General features: G+C 50.5%; 16 protein-coding genes. 14 read left to right on the top strand and 2 right to left on the bottom strand.

From position 1 onward, the window contains the following. The 7 genes from H6F80_RS23605 to H6F80_RS23635 all read left to right on the top strand — a co-directional run. Positions 1 to 453, top strand: a 453-nt coding sequence (locus H6F80_RS23605) for a hypothetical protein (protein ID WP_242067536.1), incomplete at its 5' end; no start/stop codon positions are given. A 275-nt stretch (positions 454 to 728) separates the two neighbouring features. Continuing rightward, positions 729 to 2,186 (top strand): F0F1 ATP synthase subunit beta, encoded by a 1,458-nt coding sequence (gene atpD, locus H6F80_RS23610; RefSeq protein ID WP_190793967.1) that lies wholly within the window; start codon positions 729 to 731, stop codon positions 2,184 to 2,186. Positions 2,187 to 2,259: 73 nt separating this feature from the next. Beyond that, on the top strand, positions 2,260 to 2,676 hold the full coding sequence (gene atpC, locus H6F80_RS23615) for an ATP synthase F1 subunit epsilon (RefSeq protein WP_190793968.1): 417 nt from the start codon (positions 2,260 to 2,262) through the stop codon (positions 2,674 to 2,676). 83 nt (positions 2,677 to 2,759) lie between these two features. After that, complete coding sequence (locus H6F80_RS23620; RefSeq protein ID WP_190793969.1) at positions 2,760 to 2,972, top strand: hypothetical protein; 213 nt, start codon at positions 2,760 to 2,762, stop codon at positions 2,970 to 2,972. Between the two features lie 860 nt (positions 2,973 to 3,832). Next, complete coding sequence (locus tag H6F80_RS23625) at positions 3,833 to 4,273, top strand: DUF29 domain-containing protein (protein WP_190793970.1); 441 nt, start codon at positions 3,833 to 3,835, stop codon at positions 4,271 to 4,273. 73 nt (positions 4,274 to 4,346) lie between these two features. Next, complete coding sequence (locus tag H6F80_RS23630; RefSeq protein ID WP_190793971.1) at positions 4,347 to 4,970, top strand: TenA family protein; 624 nt, start codon at positions 4,347 to 4,349, stop codon at positions 4,968 to 4,970. Positions 4,971 to 5,628: 658 nt separating this feature from the next. After that, on the top strand, positions 5,629 to 8,478 hold the full coding sequence (locus tag H6F80_RS23635) for a hybrid sensor histidine kinase/response regulator (protein ID WP_199296786.1): 2,850 nt from the start codon (positions 5,629 to 5,631) through the stop codon (positions 8,476 to 8,478). Positions 8,479 to 8,750: 272 nt separating this feature from the next. Here the strand turns inward: H6F80_RS23635 and H6F80_RS23640 are convergent, their stop codons facing one another. Beyond that, positions 8,751 to 9,236 (bottom strand): Lrp/AsnC family transcriptional regulator, encoded by a 486-nt coding sequence (locus H6F80_RS23640; RefSeq protein WP_190793972.1) that lies wholly within the window; start codon positions 9,234 to 9,236, stop codon positions 8,751 to 8,753. Positions 9,237 to 9,530: 294 nt separating this feature from the next. On the opposite strand from H6F80_RS23640, the gene speB reads away from it, so the two are divergent. From speB to H6F80_RS23675, 7 genes are all read left to right on the top strand, one after another. Next, complete coding sequence (speB, locus tag H6F80_RS23645) at positions 9,531 to 10,514, top strand: agmatinase (RefSeq protein ID WP_190793973.1); 984 nt, start codon at positions 9,531 to 9,533, stop codon at positions 10,512 to 10,514. A gap of 245 nt (positions 10,515 to 10,759) precedes the next feature. After that, positions 10,760 to 11,539: an MBL fold metallo-hydrolase gene (locus tag H6F80_RS23650; protein ID WP_190793974.1), complete on the top strand. Its 780-nt coding sequence runs from the start codon at positions 10,760 to 10,762 to the stop codon at positions 11,537 to 11,539. 44 nt (positions 11,540 to 11,583) lie between these two features. Then, positions 11,584 to 12,600: an ABC transporter substrate-binding protein gene (locus H6F80_RS23655; protein WP_190793975.1), complete on the top strand. Its 1,017-nt coding sequence runs from the start codon at positions 11,584 to 11,586 to the stop codon at positions 12,598 to 12,600. Between the two features lie 140 nt (positions 12,601 to 12,740). Then, positions 12,741 to 13,505, top strand: a complete 765-nt coding sequence (locus tag H6F80_RS23660) for a cysteine hydrolase family protein (RefSeq protein ID WP_190793976.1) — start codon at positions 12,741 to 12,743, stop codon at positions 13,503 to 13,505. A 70-nt stretch (positions 13,506 to 13,575) separates the two neighbouring features. Beyond that, entirely contained in the window at positions 13,576 to 14,031 is a 456-nt protein-coding gene (locus tag H6F80_RS23665) for a cupin domain-containing protein (RefSeq protein WP_190793977.1), read from the top strand. Positions 14,032 to 14,133: 102 nt separating this feature from the next. Beyond that, on the top strand, positions 14,134 to 14,769 hold the full coding sequence (locus H6F80_RS23670) for a LysE family translocator (RefSeq protein WP_190793978.1): 636 nt from the start codon (positions 14,134 to 14,136) through the stop codon (positions 14,767 to 14,769). A gap of 186 nt (positions 14,770 to 14,955) precedes the next feature. Beyond that, entirely contained in the window at positions 14,956 to 16,614 is a 1,659-nt protein-coding gene (locus H6F80_RS23675) for a CocE/NonD family hydrolase (RefSeq protein WP_199296787.1), read from the top strand. Here H6F80_RS23675 and H6F80_RS23680 read toward each other — a convergent pair. Next, positions 16,592 to 17,800: a DUF4336 domain-containing protein gene (locus H6F80_RS23680; protein WP_190793979.1), complete on the bottom strand. Its 1,209-nt coding sequence runs from the start codon at positions 17,798 to 17,800 to the stop codon at positions 16,592 to 16,594. The two genes, H6F80_RS23675 and H6F80_RS23680, sit on opposite strands and share 23 nt — an antisense overlap. Between the last annotated feature and the right edge of the window lie 269 nt (positions 17,801 to 18,069).

Genomic DNA, 18,069 nt, shown 5'->3' on the forward strand with positions numbered 1-18,069 from the left:
CGGCAAGCAATCCCGCCCCGTGCCGAAATGCGTTTACCGTCCCAAATTCTGCTCGGAGGTCTGGGTGAGCTAGATCCAAATACCTTAATTGTGAAAGTGTTGCCCACCACAACACCGCCTCGCCTCACAATTAGCCTGTTCACCTGCGAGCGGGGACAATTTCCCTGCTTGGTGGGGAGCTTTGCCGCCGAACTGGCTACCTCTGCTAATGCGCAGCGCGAACTCAGCCGACATCAGGCAATGGCAGCCCCGATTACGCTAATAGAAGGTGTGCGTGGATATTTAATGGAAGGAAGCAACCAAGCGCCGCCCTCAGATTTCTCTTCTTTAATGTGGCAGCAGGATGGGATGACTTACACCGTGAGTTTCCTCGCAGCAGAGCGGCAAAATATCCTTGATATGGCGCGTCAGATGGCAACCGCCCCGCCTCTCAAATCGCTTCAAATTCAGTAACATAAAAAAAGCTTATCATTTGAGCTAGCCTTCCTGGTTCACCCACGGCAGAACGGCAGCGAGTATTTTTACCTAAAATTTTTTAAGAGAGCCGATCGCCCCAAAAGCCTTTACCTGCGGTCGATCGCCGATTTTCTCTAGCTCTGATTTATCCTGCTGCCACATTTTTTACTATTTTTTAGTGATCCCTTGGGTGATAAGCTGAGGTTGGCGAATTTCAAACGTTCAGGCTGTTTTCAACCTTTTATTAAGCTGATCACACGATAGGCGCAAGCATGGTCACCACAGCAGAAAAAACCAACGTTGGTTACATTACACAAATTATTGGTCCCGTAGTCGATGTCCGGTTCCCGGCGGGACAAATGCCCCGGATCTACAACGCGCTGCGCGTGACGGGCAGAAACACCGCAGGCGCAGATGTTGCCGTTACCTGCGAGGTACAGCAGCTTCTGGGCGACAACCAGATTCGTGCAGTGGCAATGAGCACCACCGATGGCTTGGTGCGCGGTATGGAAGCGTACGATACGGGTGCGCCTATTAGTGTGCCCGTGGGTAAAGCCACCCTCGGTCGAATTTTTAACGTGCTGGGCGAACCGGTAGACAATAAAGGTCCGGTCAACGCAGAAGAAACTTCTCCGATTCACCGTGCAGCTCCCAAGCTGACCGACCTGGAAACCAAGCCCTCTGTGTTTGAAACAGGCATCAAAGTGATCGACCTGCTGACCCCCTACCGTCGGGGCGGCAAGATCGGTCTGTTTGGCGGTGCGGGCGTGGGCAAGACCGTCATTATGATGGAGCTGATCAACAACATTGCAACCCAGCACGGTGGTGTGTCTGTGTTTGCAGGGGTAGGTGAGCGGACTCGCGAAGGCAATGACCTTTACAACGAAATGATCGAGTCTGGGGTAATCGACAAAGAAAACCCTGAGAACTCGAAAATCGCGCTGGTCTACGGTCAGATGAACGAACCGCCGGGTGCTAGAATGCGCGTCGGTCTGTCGGGTCTGACGATGGCAGAATACTTCCGCGACGTGAACAAGCAGGACGTACTGCTATTCGTTGACAACATCTTCCGCTTCGTTCAGGCAGGTTCCGAAGTATCGGCTCTGCTCGGACGGATGCCTTCTGCGGTAGGATACCAGCCGACTCTGGGAACGGATGTGGGCGACCTGCAAGAGCGCATCACCTCCACCACCGAGGGTTCGATTACGTCGATTCAGGCAGTTTACGTGCCTGCGGACGACTTGACCGACCCCGCTCCGGCAACCACCTTTGCTCACCTCGACGGAACCACCGTACTCTCTCGTGGTCTGGCAGCAAAAGGAATCTACCCGGCAGTAGACCCGCTCGATTCCACCTCGACCATGCTCCAGCCCGGCATTGTAGGCGATGAGCACTACAACACGGCGCGATCGGTGCAGTCGACGCTTCAGCGTTACAAAGAGCTTCAGGACATCATCGCAATCCTGGGTCTGGATGAGCTGTCAGAAGACGATCGTTTGATTGTGGCCCGTGCCCGCAAGATCGAGCGATTCCTGTCGCAGCCGTTCTTCGTAGCAGAAGTATTTACCGGTGCGCCTGGTAAGTACGTCACCCTGGAAAAAACGATCAAGGGCTTCCAGATGATCCTCTCCGGTCAGTTGGATGATCTGCCAGAGCAGGCATTCTATCTGGTGGGCGACATTGATGAAGCGGTCGCCAAGGGTGAAAAGCTCAAGTCTGAAGGGAAGTAAGGGTGAAACGGTTCGGGCATTGGAACACTAGCTCTGATGCCTGAATCTGCCCGATTGAACGCTGAGGAAAACTATGCCACTAACAGTTCGTGTTGTCGCTCCAGATAAAACGGTTTGGGATTCAACGGCAGAAGAAGTGATTTTGCCCAGTACGACCGGACAGCTTGGAATTCTTCCTGGTCACGCTCCCTTGCTTTCTGCGCTTGATGTTGGCGTAATGCGGGTGCGGGCTGGCAAAGACTGGACTGCGATCGCACTCATGGGCGGATTTGCTGAAGTCGAATCGGATGAAGTCACGATTCTGGTGAATGCTGCAGAGCGGGGGGATGGGATCGATCGTGAGGCTGCCCGGACTGCTTACAGCGAAGCCGAGGCAAAGCTCAATCAGGTGCGCGGTAGCGGTTCCCGCCAGGAGCAATTCCAGGCAGAAAGAAACGTTCGTCGCGCTCGTGCCCGATACCAGGCAGCAGGCGGAATGGTTCAGGTTTAACTTATTCTCAAGTAATCTGAATAATCAATTAGGGCGTAGAGCAATCTGCGCTCTTTTTGTTTTACTAAGCTGCAACCGAATCCATGAAGAGTGATCCGCCGAAGCGGCTGCGCGAAGCGATCGCCCCCGATCGATTAGAGAATGTAGGTAGCCACCCTTCACGCCATCAGAGTTTTTCTTTGGTCGCAATACTACTGTTCGGGCGAGGCGATGCAGTTGCTCCAGCGGGCGATCGCGATCGATCAAAATCATCTACTGTGAGGCGATACAAGTATTTATGCTCGCTAAAAATCTAATTTCTTAGGAGCCCTCATCTCATTCTTTTAGTGAGAACAATACATGAAGCTTCTGTTTTGGTGCACCAAGTTGAGCTAGTTTGAGGTTGCGGGTAAGGCAGTATTTGGAGGGTTAGGATGGGGCTTTTTGTCTATGTTGTTGGAAAGCTGCACTGCCTCCGTTGTCATGCTCAATCTGAAGCTAGGATTCAAACAAAGCTATTCACCGTAGACCGACAGAACTCTGCAAGAGATTACTGTGTTGGTAGCTCGGCAGAGGTTGAACTTAGTCGGATGAATGACTATGCACCTCTTTACCCTTGGAGTAACAACGATGATTTAGTGGTTGTTATGGGCGACTGGGATTGTCAGCGTTGTTCACTCAATTGGCAGTTTGCAAAGGTGACAATTGGGATCAGCTACTCCCAAACGGGTCGTATATTAGGAAGCATTAAGTCCATTTCAGCCTTTGCACCTACACAGTTGCAAGATTTTGCTGGAGTACACCGGGTAGAGGGAGATTTTGTTCGACACGGTGAGTTTCTAAGTCACCAGAACTGGATAGATACAGTGATTGAGGTTCGCTGTGCGAGAATGCTGTTGGGATTTCATCGTTGGTGTCGTGAGGTGGCTAGCGTAGAATTTACGGGCTAACCCCTCGATGGAGCGGACAGCCCGGAATTCGTGGAGCAAGTTTAAGTTTATCTGTTGCCGCTCATCTCAATCGTTATGCAGACTTGTAGATCTGCGGTTGAAGTTGTTGAACTTTCTCACCCGATAAGCCTATGGCAAGCATTGAAGGCTTTGTCAGTTTTTTAGCTAAAGTTGAGCCAAGGAATATTTAATTTAGATTCTGGATGGAATAATCTAGCAAACTAGCCATGCCCGAAACTGACTCGATCGACTTCAACCAATGGATCAATCAAACTGTGCAGCAACTGCGCGATCGCCGCTGGCATGAGATTGATATTGAGCATTTGATCGACGAGGTTGAAGATTTGGGCAAGCGGGAACGGAGAGGAATAACGAGTCAACTTGTCCGTCTTTTGCTCCACCTACTCAAATGGCAGTATCAGCCGCAGAGACGATCGGATAGCTGGCTCGACTCAATTACTGATGCGCGGACTCAGATTAACTTGGCGATCGAAGATAGTCCCAGCCTGAAAAACTATGCAGCAGAGCAGCTTCAGGCAAGCTACGATCGGGCCCGACAACAGGCAGCGAAGCAAACAGGTCTGGCAATTTTCACCTTTCCCGAAGAATGTCCTTACACGATTGAGCGAGTTCTCAATGAGGATTGGTTGCCGGAAGATGAATTGTGACGGCTGCCGATTTAACCGCCTCAATTAACTAGTAACCGCCTATATTAAGATCTGACTTTCATTCAAGATCATCATGAGCATCGCGGCGGAACTTTGGGAAGCTAATCAGGATTTGGCGATCGGCTGTCTCAATAACGCTTTTGTGCAGGGAATTGGCAACGGCAGTTTACCGAGGTCAAACTTTGCCTATTACGTGGGACAGGATGCTTTTTTTCTAGAGGCGTTTGCCCGTGCCTACAGTATTGCGGCGGCAAAAGTGCCGGATTGGAAAGGATTTGGCGTGTTTCACGGTTTGGCAGCAGGCGTATTGCAGGAATTGCAGCTTCACCAGAGTTATGCGACGCAGTGGGGCGTGAATTTACAGGACGTGCAGCCGGGAACTGCGACTCGTCGATATACAGATTTTTTGCTGGCAACAGCCTGGAGCCAGGAAGTGGGAGTGACGATCGCCGCGATGCTGCCCTGCATGAAGCTCTATGCGTTTCTCGGACAAAAGCTAGCCGCGAATGGCATCCCTGATCACGCCTACGCTGACTGGGTTCGCATCTACAGTAGCAATGAGTTTGAGCCGCTTGCCGATCAGCTTGCTGCCCTTGCCGATCGCTACACGGTAGACTCTCCGCTTGCCCGATCGACCTATCGCTATGCGATGCAGTGTGAGCTGGACTTCTTTCAGGCAGCCTGGGAAGTGGCATGAATCGGGAAAAATCGATGCGTAGCAGCTTCCCTGGGCGTAATCATAACGAGTTTGGTAAGAAATCGCTAATTTTCTGTTGTATGCGTTACCATAACAAGTAAAGGTTACTCATCTGCACAATGGTAGATGAAGAACCAAATTAGCTCATTGAATGGGGTAAAAGAAACGCTCTTTGTTCCTTTTGAAGTGACCTTTTAGGGTGCATTGGTAGCTCTTTAAGCATTAAGATTGCTGGACAAAATCTCGCTTCAAGACGTAGTTCACAATTTTATCGTGCTGCACCTTTTGATGATTGATTGCTATCAAACTTCTCTCCCTTCGAGAAATTAATTCAGGAAATGCTTACTGCTTTTTAATTGGGCTAATTACACTTCAAATATCAGTAGTACTCCACGCAGAAACCGTAATTAACCTTTTCGAAAACTCTTTTTGAAAACTATAGTATTTAGGTTTAGCTCTTGAATTATTACTCAACGATACGGTTAGTAATCAAGGCATGATCTCTTTCAAACGGAACTTGCGAAAATGAATTAGTTTTTACAACTCAAATTTTGAAGTCGATGCGTAAATTGCCTTGCTCAAATCCTTCAGGCTTGCCATCATTCCCCAGTAAAACTTGACCATTATCCACGAAGATAAAAGCTCATTGAGGATCCCTATGTCGCACTCTGTTAACACAATTTCTAAGCAAGAATCTGTTATCAGTGCTGGTCGATCGGCTCAACAGATTAAGGCAGAAATAGAGGCAACATTTGGGTTCATTCCTCCATTTTTTGAGCCAGCAGAGCATGCTCCTCAGGTATTAGAAAACCTTTGGCAGCACACGCTCACTGCTTACGTTTATAATCCTTTACCTGCTCTGTTTAAGGAAAAGCTTTCTGCTTACCTTTCGCGATTTTGTGGCATTCCTTACTGCATGATTTGCCATAGCTGCACTCTGCGTCCGCTGGGGCTGGCAGCACAGCAAGTTTTAGCATTACTGGAGGCACCCCCACCCTCAACAGAGGAGCTAGAAGCTCACCTCAGAAGACTTTCAGCCCAAACTTATCCGCTGTTGGACTGGTCAACCTTAACTCCATTGATGGAAGAGAGCCTGCTACAGGCAGCAATTTTTATTGCCCTCGACAGCGAGCAGTCAGAACATTGTCGAAGTGCTTTACAGGATTTTCTAGGTGCTGCAAATTATAAGCATTTGGTTGCCTTTATTGCTTATGTCAAAACTTGTCATACCTGGATGGAGTTTCATCCGGAGGTGGCATACGAAGCAGACCAGCGCGTGCAGGACAACCTGAGCGCACTACTCGCAGATGAGCCGAATTTGGCTGACTTCTTTCGCAATTATCGAGAGCGGGTGAAGCAAGAGCGCCAGAGCCGGGCGGAACAGCTTGCCGAGCTTGCAAGGCAGCAATGGCGAGAAAAAATGCTGCGTCAGCAGGTTGAGCGTGAGCGGATGATGACGAAAATTGCTCAGCGCATTCGTCGATCGCTCAATCTAGAAGAGATTTTAAGAACTGCCGTATGTGAGGTTCAGCAGTTTCTGCAAGCGGATCGCGTGTTTATCTACCGCTTTGAACCTGATTGGAGCGGTGAAGTAACGGTCGAATCCGTTGTTCCAGAGTTTTTATCGATCGAGGGAACCAAAGTTACCGATTCTTTCTTTATCCAGCCCGGCAACCGCAAGCTATATCAGCAAGGGCGTATCCAGGCGATCGATGATGTTCGTGCTGCAAATCTCTCCCCATGCCATCTTGAGCTGCTGACTCGGCTCCAGGTGCGGGCAAATTTAGTTGTACCGATTGTGCAGGGCGAACAGCTTTGGGGCTTGCTCGTTGCAAATAGCTGTATCGATGCTCGCCAATGGCAGACGATCGAGCTTGATCTGCTCAAGCAACTCTCCACCCAGTTAGCGATCGCCATCCAGCAGTCTGAACTGCATCAACAGGTGCAGACCGAACTGATTGAACGTCAGCGATCGGAGGAGAAAATTCGTGAGCAGGCTGCTCTGCTGGACATTACAACCGATGCAGTTTGGGTATTAAATCTAAACAACCAAATCCTATTTTGGAATCAGGGAGCTGAACAGCTATACGGTTGGCAGAAAGCCGAGGCATTCACCATGAGTGCCAGACATCTTCTTGCTCCGAATAGTTCTCCTCAGCTTGAAGACATCCAAAAAGTAGTGTTTGAAACTGGAAAGTGGCAGGGAGAGCTGCGCCAACTGACCAAAGATGGCAAAGAGATTTTGGTCGAGAGCCGCTGGACTGCGGTGTTTGGAGAGAACCAGCTAAAATCTATCCTCGTCGTTAATACAGACATTACTCAAAAGAAACAGCTTGAAAAACAGCTCCTTCATGCCCAGCGATTAGAGAGCTTGGGAACGTTGGCAGGCGGCATTGCCCATGACCTGAACAACATTTTGACGCCGATTCTCGCGATCGCCCAACTGCTTCAGATGAAACTAACGGACGCGGATGCATCGACTCTTGAATTCCTGAAGATGCAGGAAACGAATACGAAACGCGGAGCCGCATTAATTAACCAAATTCTGGCGTTTGCGCGCGGGTCTGAGGGTCAACGCCAAGTACTTCAATTGCAGAATTTAATTTCAGAGGTGAAGCAGGTTACTGCCGGAACTTTTCCAAAGTCGATCGGAGTTCATACCCATATTGACCCTGATCTTCATCCGATTTCTGCTGATCCAACGCAATTGCACCAAGTGCTGATGAACCTTTGTGTCAATGCTCGTGATGCCATGCCCACAGGAGGTTCCTTAAGCATCTCTGCTGAAAATTTATTCATTGACGAAAGCTATGCCCATGTTCACTTAGATGCCAAAGTTGGTCCTTATGTGCTGATGTCTGTTGTCGATACGGGGATGGGTATCTCGCCTGAAGCGATTGATAAAATCTTTGATCCTTTTTTCACCACGAAAGAATTGGGAAAAGGAACAGGACTCGGACTATCAACGGTGAATAGCATTATCAGAAGTCATGGGGGATTTTTAAACGTTTACAGCGAAGTTGGACAAGGAACCCAATTCAAGGTTTACCTCCCCGCAATTCAGGGAGTGGAAGCCCAATCGGCAGCAGATCTGGAACAACCGCTTGGACATGGAGAACTCGTTCTGGTCGTCGATGATGAAGCCCTGATTCGAGAGGTGACAAAAACGTCCCTAGAAACCTCTGGCTACAAGGTTTTAACTGCCAGTGATGGCATTGATGCTGTTGCTGTCTTTGCGGAACACAAGGATAAGGTAGACATCGTCTTAATGGATATGATGATGCCGAATATGACGGGTTCAGCAGCAATGCAGATCCTCAGAAAAATGAACCCGCTGGTCAAAATTGTTGCGTTGAGTGGGCTACCTTCCAGTGAAAAAGTGAGGGAAGTGATGAATATGGGAGCGACTGAATTTCTCGCAAAACCCTACACAGCGCAGGAATTACTGAAAACAATGCATGTCGTTCTTCAAAAAAATCGATCGCCCGAAACTCCAGATCTAAATTGACTTGTGGCACATTGAGCAGCAGCATTTTTCCTTTATCGTGCGGCCAATGCTTAGACCGATCGTTTTTCTAAATAATCATTTTTCTAAATAATTGTGTTTGCGGGCTTTAGCGTCTAGTAGATGAAAGTGCCTGTAATGCACAATTATTTTTTTGCGGCAATGCTGCTAGCGGGTGCAGGTTAAGACAAACTCTCTGGCATGAAGAAGGTTAATGTCTTGCAGGACTGTTAACAATTTGCCGCACACCCTATAGAACTTGGACATCCTTAGTTTCAAGAATGCTCGGTGAACGAGTATTGATATTCGGATTTCAAAAGCTTTAAGATCGTGCAGGAATCGTAGTGGATAATGCCGGGAACTCTCTGAATCTTATTAAACAACGCTAACAGGTCTTCGTGGGTGCCAAAGCAGGCATCCATAATGATGTTGTAGTGTCCGGTGACGATCGCCACAAACTGCACTTCTGGCAGGGTAGATAGAAAATCTGCAACGGCATCAATGCGATCGCAGGCGACGTTGATTCGCATCGTGACAATATGAGGGACACCGAGCTTGCGGGGGTTAAGCTGGGCACGGATTTGCATTACGCTCGACTGAAGCAATCGCTGCACCCGATAGCGGACGGTGGATTCGGGCAGGGACAACTGCTTGGCAATATCGGTAAATGCCTTGCGTCCATCCTCCTTCAGCAGATTAATAATGTCTTGATCAACCTCATCCAGCGGCACAACTTCTAGCGGAAACGGGGTTTGAGTCATGAGTGCAATCCTACTTGCAATCCGGAATTAGCCAAAGTCGCAAAGTGATTCATAAATGCTTGCGATATCAACAATAAATCAAAGATGAATTAACTTTGTATCAATTAAAACGGTTTTCGGTTACGGTTGTCACTAAGTTGTTGAATGTGACTAAGTTGTTGAATGTCACTCAAATGTCACTCAATCGTAAAAGTGTAAAAGTGACATTTCTCCGAACAGTGGAGCGTTTGCCCCTGCCGTCTTCTTTCTAGAGGCATTCGCTTCGATCCCACCTTCAAAATCAGGAAAACTGCTGTGCCGCGCTACCAGCCTCTTAATGCCCTTGAATTTGCTCGCTTTATCGGGATTCGTACCTTTGCCCGTCTGCCCCACATTCAAACTCTGGATGCAGTGGATGTGGCGATCGTCGGGCTGCCGTTTGATACTGGAGTGACCTACAAGGTCGGAGCACGGTTTGGACCCGAAGCAGTTCGCAGCGCGTCGGCAATTTTACGTCCCTACAATCGGGAACTCAAGGTAGATGTGTTTGACACCCTATCCTGCATTGACTACGGCGATGCGCCTGTCGTGCCGGGTTACATTCACGATAGCTATGCGGCAATCGCAGACACCGTTCGGCCGATCGCTGAAGCAGGTGTGATTCCGCTGGGCATTGGCGGCGATCACAGCATCACCTTAGCAGAACTGCGGGCACTGGCAGCCGTCCACGGACCCCTCTCGCTGGTGCATTTTGACGCCCACTGCGATTTGTGGGACAGCTACTTTGGGCATCGCTACACCCACGGAACTCCCTTTCGGCGCGCGGTGGAAGAAGGCTTGATTGTGCCTGAGCGATCGATTCAGATTGGAATGCGTGGACCCGTTTACGACGAAGACGATGTGCAGTTGTCGACGCAGTTGGGATTCCTGGCTCTGTCTACCACGGAGCTGCTGAGCTACACACCAGCGCAAATTGGGGCGATCGTGCGCGATCGAGTTGGTGATACGAAAGCGTTTCTTTCCTTTGATGTGGATTTCTTTGATCCGGCATTCGCTCCTGGCACAGGCACTCCTGAAGTTGGCGGACCCACTAGCTTTCAGGGACTTGCTTATCTGCGATCGTGCGTTGGCTTAAACTGGGTCGGGGCAGACGTGGTAGAAGTGCTTCCCGCTCAAGATCACGCCCAGATTACCGCTCAGCTTGCCGCTCAGGTCGGCTATGAGTTTCTATCGCTGGTTGCCCTGAATCGACTCAAGCAACAGACCGCCGATCGCCCAACCGTGCTGGCAGAGTTCTAAAAGAACACGATTTTCCGGCGTTGCTGAATCGGAGTATGATACGCCCCACTAGCCACCTAAAGTTGGGGGGAACCAGAATTCAAAGTCCCCCAGCATTGGGGGATTTAGGGGGCGATACAGAAGCTAAATTTGCACCCTTCATATCCCGATTCAGCAATACCAATTTTCCTTATCCCCTCATCTCGTCATCTTTCCATTTCCTGATCTCCCTACCCCCTTATTTATCCACGCACCCACCTACCCCTATGCCCTCTGTTTGCGAAAGCTGGTTCTCGACCCAAAAAATTTCCGATCGCCTTTATCTGATCACCGAGCCGCACTATTACTGGTTTAATCGAGCAAATTTGTGGCTGATTAAGGGACAAAAGCAGGACTTGCTGATTGATACGGGGCTGGGCGTTTCCAGTTTGCGGCAGTACATCGCGTCGCTGATCGATAAGCCGCTGCTGGCGATCGCCTCCCACATTCACTTTGATCACGCAGGCGGAATGCACGAATTCGATCGACGGGCAATCCATGCGGCGGAAGCCTCTGCGCTGCGAACTGGAGATGACTATGAGGCACTCTGTACGCCTAATCAGGGCTGGGTGCGGCAGGAAGATTTTCACTGTTTGCCTCATACCGGATTCACCGTGGAGCAATATACACTACACGGCACTGAGCCGACTGATATTCTAAACGAGGGAGACGTGCTGGATTTGGGCGATCGAGTGTTTGAGGTGCTGCATCTTCCAGGGCATTCTCCGGGTTGCATCGCCCTATACGACCCACAGGCAAAAGAGCTGTTTTCTGGCGATGTGGTCTACGATGGCGAACTGCTCGATCAGCTTCATTGCAGCCATGTGTCCACCTATCTCTCGACTTTTGAGCGGCTGAAAAAGCTGCCGATTGAAACGGTTTATCCGGGGCACTATACGGTCTTCAATCGAGAACGCTATCACCAAATTTTGGATGAATATCTGGCGGCAAAACGTCAGCCCGGATGTCCGTCTGAGGTGCGTCAAATCAGGATGCAGTCGGTTTAGTGCCATTTTCATCCGTCCTGCGCTTGTGTCTTTGAGGTCAATCAATGCAAAGAAGAAATTTCCTGAAGTGGATCAGCTTTTTTTCGGCAGGTGCGGCATTGCCCAATTTTCTGGCTGCCTGCAATGCTCAGCCTTCGGTAGGGACGGGTGCAGGTGAAAATGCGGCAAGCAAACCCCTAACTATTGGGGTGCAGCCCTGGGCGGGTTTTCTGGGACAATACATTGCGCTGGACAAAGATTTCTTCAGTGCCGAAGGGGTAACGGTCAATGAGGAATACTTTCAGGTGGCGACGGATACGAATACTGCGCTTGCTGCCGGAAAGGTTGATCTTGCCTGGGTCGGTGTGCCCGATTTGATGACGCTGGTGGCGCAGGCCCCCACACTGAAAATTCTGATGATTTCGGACTACTCGAATGGCGCAGACGGCATTCTGGGACGCAATATCAATCGTGCGGCAGATCTGCGCGGTAAGAAAGTCGCTCGTGAAGATGCGCCCTACGCCAAGATTTTTCTCGGTAGCTATCTGAAGCAGGCGGGACTCAGCGAAAAAGATGTGGAAGTGGTGTCGCTCTCGGCGAGTGATGCAGCGACGGCGTTTGCGGCTGGCAGGGTTGATGCAGCAACCACTTATGAACCGTGGCTAAGCAAGACAGTCGAGGAAGCGAACGGGCAAATTTTGTTCACCTCGAAAGACACTAACGTTATTCCAAATGGTTTGGCGGCAAGCGCAGAAACGATCGCCTCCCGTCGTGACGATATCTTGAAATACATGCGGGCGATTGACAAAGCACTTGCCTTTGCCAAAACCAACCCTGAAGAAGCCAATCAGATTTGCGCCAAAAAGCTGGGCATTACGGCTGCTGAGATTCCGCCGCAGTTATCGGGCATCCGCATCTTTGATGTGAAAGGCAACCAGGAAGGCCCAATGAATCTGTCCAGCCCCTATAGTTTGGTGAAAAGCCTGCAATCGGGAGAGCAGATTATTACTCAACTTGGCTTGATTTCCAAACCCATTGATGCCGCTTCTCTGGTGGATGATTCCCTGGTGAAGTCTCTCTAGTAGCTTGGCCCAGGGCAAAACTTAATGCAGTGATTTGATTCATTCGTACCTCACGATACGGAATCGATCGCTTCATTTCGATTACCACAGCATAAGATTTGAGGTGTCATCAACTCGCTTGCCCCTCTAACCCTTTGCCTATGAATCGTCCTCTTCGATCGCTGGGTGTGCCCCCCAATGCCTGGGCAGTCGATGCTCAAGTCGCCGATATCACTCGTCCGCCGATTCCCCCGCGCCCGATCGAGCTGCCCACCGATAGCAAAACCCTGCGCCTCGATCTCTCAAAAGCTGCGCTGATTGTGGTCGATATGCAAAACGACTTTTGCCATCCTGATGGCTGGTTAGCGCATATTGGTGTGGATGTGACTCCGGCTCGTGAGCCGATCGCCCCGCTGAAAACCCTGATCCCCGAACTGCGATCTGCGGCGGTGCCAATCGTCTGGCTTAACTGGGGCAACCGTCCCGATTTGCTCAACATCAGTGCAGGGCTGCGTCACGTCTATAATCCGACCGGAGAAGGCATCGGCTTAGGCGATGGACTTCCAAAAAACGGTGCGCCCGTGCTGCAAAAAGGAAGTTGGGCGGCGGCGGTCGTTGATGAGCTAATTCAGGAATCGGAAGACATCTCCGTCGATAAATACCGCATGAGCGGCTTCTGGGATACGCCTTTAGACAGTATTCTGCGAAACCTGGGCAGAACTACGTTATTCTTTAGCGGCGTGAATGCCGATCAATGTGTGCTGGCAACGTTGCTTGACGCGAATTTCCTGGGCTACGACTGCATCCTGCTGCGCGACTGCACTGCCACCACTTCGCCAGACTATTGCCTGAAAGCGACTTTTTACAATGTGAACCAGTGTTTTGGCTTTGTGGCTGATTCTGCGGCTTTACTGAGTGCCCTGTAAGTGCTGTTTGAGTGTGATATTTGCCCTTCCCCTGACCTGTGCTTTGCAGTTCCCCAACGGGTAATTACCTATGGACTCCTCCTGCATCATTCCGCTGATCAAAACGCCGAAGGACTATCAGGCTTTTCGCATCAGTCCCCAAGATACGAATCGACTGGCGATCGTCTTTGACCCCTCCAGCGCGAATATGTCGCTAACCTACTGTGTCGAAATCTTTGACGTGGGCGGAAAAACGCCACCCAATCGCCATCAGCTCGCAGTCGAAATGTTTTTTGTGCTCAAGGGCGAAGGCGCGGCAACCTGCGACGGCAAAACCGTTCCGATTCAGGCAGGCGATAGTCTCCTCGTTCCCCCCACCGGAACCCATGTAATTGAGAATACGGGAAGCGATCGGCTCTATGCTCTATGCATTATGGTTCCCAACGAAGACTTTGCTGAACTCATTCGGAGCGGCATCCCGGTCGAGCTAGACGATCAGGATATGGCGGTTTTGCGGCGAAGCGAAGCAGTTCCCCCGGTGGGGTAAGCAGAATGAGTTGGTGAAAGGGTAGTGATGCTGCTTAATTTACGGGCTGTGACAGTTGCCTAGAATGTAAAAGGAGAAGGAATAACACGAGTGGAGTTTGCTATGCCTGATCTTGCTACCTTTGGTCTCTTCCTGACAGCCGCTTTCATTCTCAGCATTACTCCAGGACCGGGTATTCTTTATACCCTGATGCGTAGCCTCAATGGGGGTAGATCTGAGGGAATTTTGTCTGCTCTCGGTCTATTTGTAGGCGGACTCGTTCATGTTGTTGCTGCTGCGATCGGTATTTCTAGCCTGCTGATGACTTCTGCTGTTGCATTCACAATTGTGAAGTATGTGGGAGCAGCTTATCTCATTTACTTAGGACTACGAACTCTTTTGAGTCACGATGCCTTATCAATCAATACTAATGCAGTAGTACAGCCAAAACGCCGCGAAAGTGCATTTTACCAGGGCGTAATGACCGAGGTTCTCAATCCTAAAACAGCATTGTTTTTTCTTGCGTTTATTCCTCAATTTATTCATGTTGCAAATGGAAACGTTTTAACTCAGTTTTTATTTTTAGGTCTAATTACAGATTTTTTGAATCTTACTGTTGATATTGTTGTTGCTACATTTGCAGGATCGATTGGGCAGAAATTGCGAACAAGCTATAGGTTCAGGCAAGGTCAGCGCATTACTTCAGGCTGCACCATGATTGGGCTTGGTGCGTATGTTGCTGTTGCTGAACAGAAGTAGCGTATTTCAAACAAAAAAGCTGTCGTTTCGCAGCATAGTGTTTCCATCGAGCGGCTGCAGGAATTCCCGATCTTATGTAAGCAGATGTTCTCCCTCAGGACGCTTTTAGAAAGCTTATTGAGTTAGGAATTTGAGAACGCAAGGTCACTAGCGGCAGATGAACCGGAATGTTAAGTAGAAAAACTCATGCTCTACTCAGTTCGTCATAAACAAACCCTGTCGATGCAAACTAGCAATCGGGTTAGACTCGATGCAGATGTGTATTACCCCGACAGCGATGAGTCGTTTCCGGTGCTGCTGATGCGTCAGCCCTATGGACGATCGATCGCCTCCACGGTGGTTTATGCTCATCCGTCCTGGTATGCGGCACAGGGCTACATTGTGGTGATTCAGGATGTGCGGGGGCGCGGTTCTTCAGAGGGCGAGTTTGATCTGTTCGCCAACGAAATTGAGGACGGTTACGAAACGGTGCAGTGGGCGGCGGGCTTACCCCAAAGTTCCGGACAGGTGGGGATGTATGGCTTCTCCTATCAGGGCATGACCCAGCTTTTTGCGGCGGCAAAGCGTCCACCTGTGCTAAAAACAATCTGTCCCAGCATGGCAGCCTCTGACCTATATGCAGACTGGGCCTATGAAGGCGGCGCGTTTTGCTATCAGCTCAACCTGGGCTGGGGGATTCAGCTTGCCTCAGAGACCGTGCGGCGACAGGGCAACGAGGAAGCTTTTCTAACGCTCTACAGCGCGGCACGCAATCCACCGATTTACAATCCGGTCTGTCCCCGATCGGGCATTTTGGAGCAGTTGGCGCCCGACTGTCACTATCACCCCTGGCTGCACGAATCGAACCCCGAAGCGGAATACTGGCAGAAACGATCGCCCTGTACCTACTTACACGAGGTCGATCTGCCGATGCTGCATATTGGCGGCTGGTTTGACACCCACCTGCGCGGCACGATCAAGCTTTATCAAACGATGATCGCGCAAACCGATTTGCCCCAGCACCTCATCATCGGACCGTGGGCACACCTCCCCTGGAGCCGCAAAGGGGGCGCAGTTGATTTTGGCGAAGCGGCACACAGCCCGATCGATCGCCTGCAAATTCGCTGGTTTGATCACTTCCTCAAAGGCATCGACACCGGGTTACTGGAAGAACCTCCGATTACCTGGTTTGAGCTGGGCAGCAATCAGTGGCGCAAGTTCGATCGCTTTCCCACCTCCAATCCCCAAACTTTCTACCTGCAAACCACCGGACTCGCCGCCATGTCTGAGCAGGAAGGCAAGCTGTCAATCGATTCCCCTAATTCTCTTCTACCCGATACGCTGATTCACGACCCCTGGCGACCTGTTCCTTCTCTAGGCGGACACGCCGCATTTCCCGCCGGCAGCTTCGATCGCAGTGCAATTGACGGACGATCGGATGTGCTGACCTACACGACTGATCCACTCACCGAAGATCTACACTTCGCCGGGGAAATCTTTGTCGAGATCTGCGCGACTGCCAACACCCCCAGTTTTGATCTTTGCGCCGTCCTCTCCGAAATCAAACCCAACGGCTCCGCTTTCAACCTGACTCAGGGCTATCTGCGAATTTCATCCCCCGCGACCTCCCATCGCATCGCCCTCCAGCCCGTCTGTGCCCGCATTGCCGGTGGAAACTCGCTGCGACTCAGCCTCAGTGCCGCCTGTTTTCCCGCCTATGTGATGAACCCTGGAACAGGCACTCTTCCACAAAACAGCCACTTGATCGAGGCACAGGTGATTACGATTACGCTGAAGAGTGATAGTGAGGGACGATCGCAACTCCTCTTGCCCGTAGGTACAGCTAAATCTTTGCCGGAGGCGTAATCCCAAGCTGCACCAGTCCTTCTTCTAGCTCCTTCAGAAACTCAAAATCTTCTGGCAGCAGTCCGCCCTGATGCGGTTGGGGATCGAGAAAGGCAAATGCCTGACGAAATTCCTGGGGAGTGGCGGCGATCGGTGCATCAAAATGACAGGGAATAATCTGCTGAAAATCCCATTGGGCAATTTGATCAACCCAGGCAAGGGTTTCCTGTGGAGCACGGTTGAGGATCAGCGTTTGCAAAATCGGCGCGACAAATAAGCGTCCTTCTCCCCGGAGTGCCTCAAACGATCGCTCCCAGTCTGCTTGCCAGGCGAAGGGGAACAGACCAAACAAGGCTTTGCGCGATCGATCCTCTGCCTGCTGTGCTTCACGCCATGCCCGACCTAAGGGAACCGTTTCCAGTGCGCTCGGACGAAAGTAGAAGGCAAACAGGCAAACGCGATGCCAGCCTTTTTGTCTTGTCGCTTCGCTGTCCGTCACGCGATCGAACCCGTTATCTCTGGCATGAAATAAAAGTGGATAGGGATCAAGCTGCACCATATCCGGCGGGTCGTTGGGAATCGACAATACCGAATCTGCGACCAAAAGCGTACCTGTTGCCCGATGGTGCAATGCCACTTCGCCAAACGATCGCTCTTTTAGCGGCACATGCAGCAGCGCATAGTCAAACTCATCGGTAAAGGGAACGTCTGCCGGATTTGCAGACAGAATGTGCGTTCGCCTGACGGGAAAGCCGAGCCAGCTCAGGGGCAAATTGACCGGAAAGCTCCACTGATTGGGCGCAACGTAAATCTGAGCATCGGGAAAGTAACGCGCAAACGGTCCCACAAATACCTTATGTTCCAAGCCAGAGACGGTCGGCAGAATGATGTATTTCACCGCGCCGTGCTGTGCCTCAAGCTCTCTCACCAAGCGAATACATTCCCTGGTCGGCGCAACCGGAGCATACACCAGCAATCCACCTGCCGCTAAACGCACGATCGTCATCCGAATAGGCACCGCGACGTAAATGATTCCCTGAATCTGGTCAAACGTCCAGACTGTGTCTTTCACAATTTCTTTGCGAAGGGTGCGCCGCCGCCGATAGGGATAAAGCGGCACGGTCCACCAAAACCGCCAGACCCAATCAGCCGGGTCAGCGGAAGACTCTAAAGGGAAATGATTTGATTGCTGCACGACTTGCGACATAACCTTTTACGCCTGCACCAACGAAACACTGCGATCGATAGAAGCGATCGATAACAGTGAGCTAACTCTGAATCTAGTTTAAATAGTTACGGGACAAGTCAAACGAGCCATACTCACAACCTGCCTCTTGACTCGTTGTTTGTAACATCCTCCTGTAGCAGTAGTCGTTCTACCTGTGGCTGATGTAAACCGGTTGTTGCCTTAATAAAACAAACGAAATAAGCCCTAAATAATCGTTCAGGTAACCCGTTTTCCTAGACTCATAAATT

Source organism: Leptolyngbya sp. FACHB-711 (assembly GCF_014695615.1).
Classification (GTDB): Bacteria; Cyanobacteriota; Cyanobacteriia; order Elainellales; family Elainellaceae; genus Leptolyngbya_A.

What these genes read in the sequence shown, in the direction of transcription:
- H6F80_RS23675 (WP_199296787.1), top strand. Translation starts at nt 14,956, where the DNA reads ATGCTCTACTCAGTTCGTCATAAACAAACCCTGTCGATGCAAACTAGC.
- atpC (WP_190793968.1), top strand. Translation starts at nt 2,260, where the DNA reads ATGCCACTAACAGTTCGTGTTGTCGCTCCAGATAAAACGGTTTGGGAT.
- H6F80_RS23680 (WP_190793979.1), bottom strand. Translation starts at nt 17,800, where the DNA reads ATGTCGCAAGTCGTGCAGCAATCAAATCATTTCCCTTTAGAGTCTTCC.
- H6F80_RS23630 (WP_190793971.1), top strand. Translation starts at nt 4,347, where the DNA reads ATGAGCATCGCGGCGGAACTTTGGGAAGCTAATCAGGATTTGGCGATC.
- atpD (WP_190793967.1), top strand. Translation starts at nt 729, where the DNA reads ATGGTCACCACAGCAGAAAAAACCAACGTTGGTTACATTACACAAATT.
- H6F80_RS23665 (WP_190793977.1), top strand. Translation starts at nt 13,576, where the DNA reads ATGGACTCCTCCTGCATCATTCCGCTGATCAAAACGCCGAAGGACTAT.
- H6F80_RS23625 (WP_190793970.1), top strand. Translation starts at nt 3,833, where the DNA reads ATGCCCGAAACTGACTCGATCGACTTCAACCAATGGATCAATCAAACT.
- H6F80_RS23635 (WP_199296786.1), top strand. Translation starts at nt 5,629, where the DNA reads ATGTCGCACTCTGTTAACACAATTTCTAAGCAAGAATCTGTTATCAGT.
- H6F80_RS23640 (WP_190793972.1), bottom strand. Translation starts at nt 9,236, where the DNA reads ATGACTCAAACCCCGTTTCCGCTAGAAGTTGTGCCGCTGGATGAGGTT.
- H6F80_RS23655 (WP_190793975.1), top strand. Translation starts at nt 11,584, where the DNA reads ATGCAAAGAAGAAATTTCCTGAAGTGGATCAGCTTTTTTTCGGCAGGT.
- H6F80_RS23660 (WP_190793976.1), top strand. Translation starts at nt 12,741, where the DNA reads ATGAATCGTCCTCTTCGATCGCTGGGTGTGCCCCCCAATGCCTGGGCA.
- H6F80_RS23670 (WP_190793978.1), top strand. Translation starts at nt 14,134, where the DNA reads ATGCCTGATCTTGCTACCTTTGGTCTCTTCCTGACAGCCGCTTTCATT.
- H6F80_RS23620 (WP_190793969.1), top strand. Translation starts at nt 2,760, where the DNA reads ATGAAGAGTGATCCGCCGAAGCGGCTGCGCGAAGCGATCGCCCCCGAT.
- H6F80_RS23650 (WP_190793974.1), top strand. Translation starts at nt 10,760, where the DNA reads ATGCCCTCTGTTTGCGAAAGCTGGTTCTCGACCCAAAAAATTTCCGAT.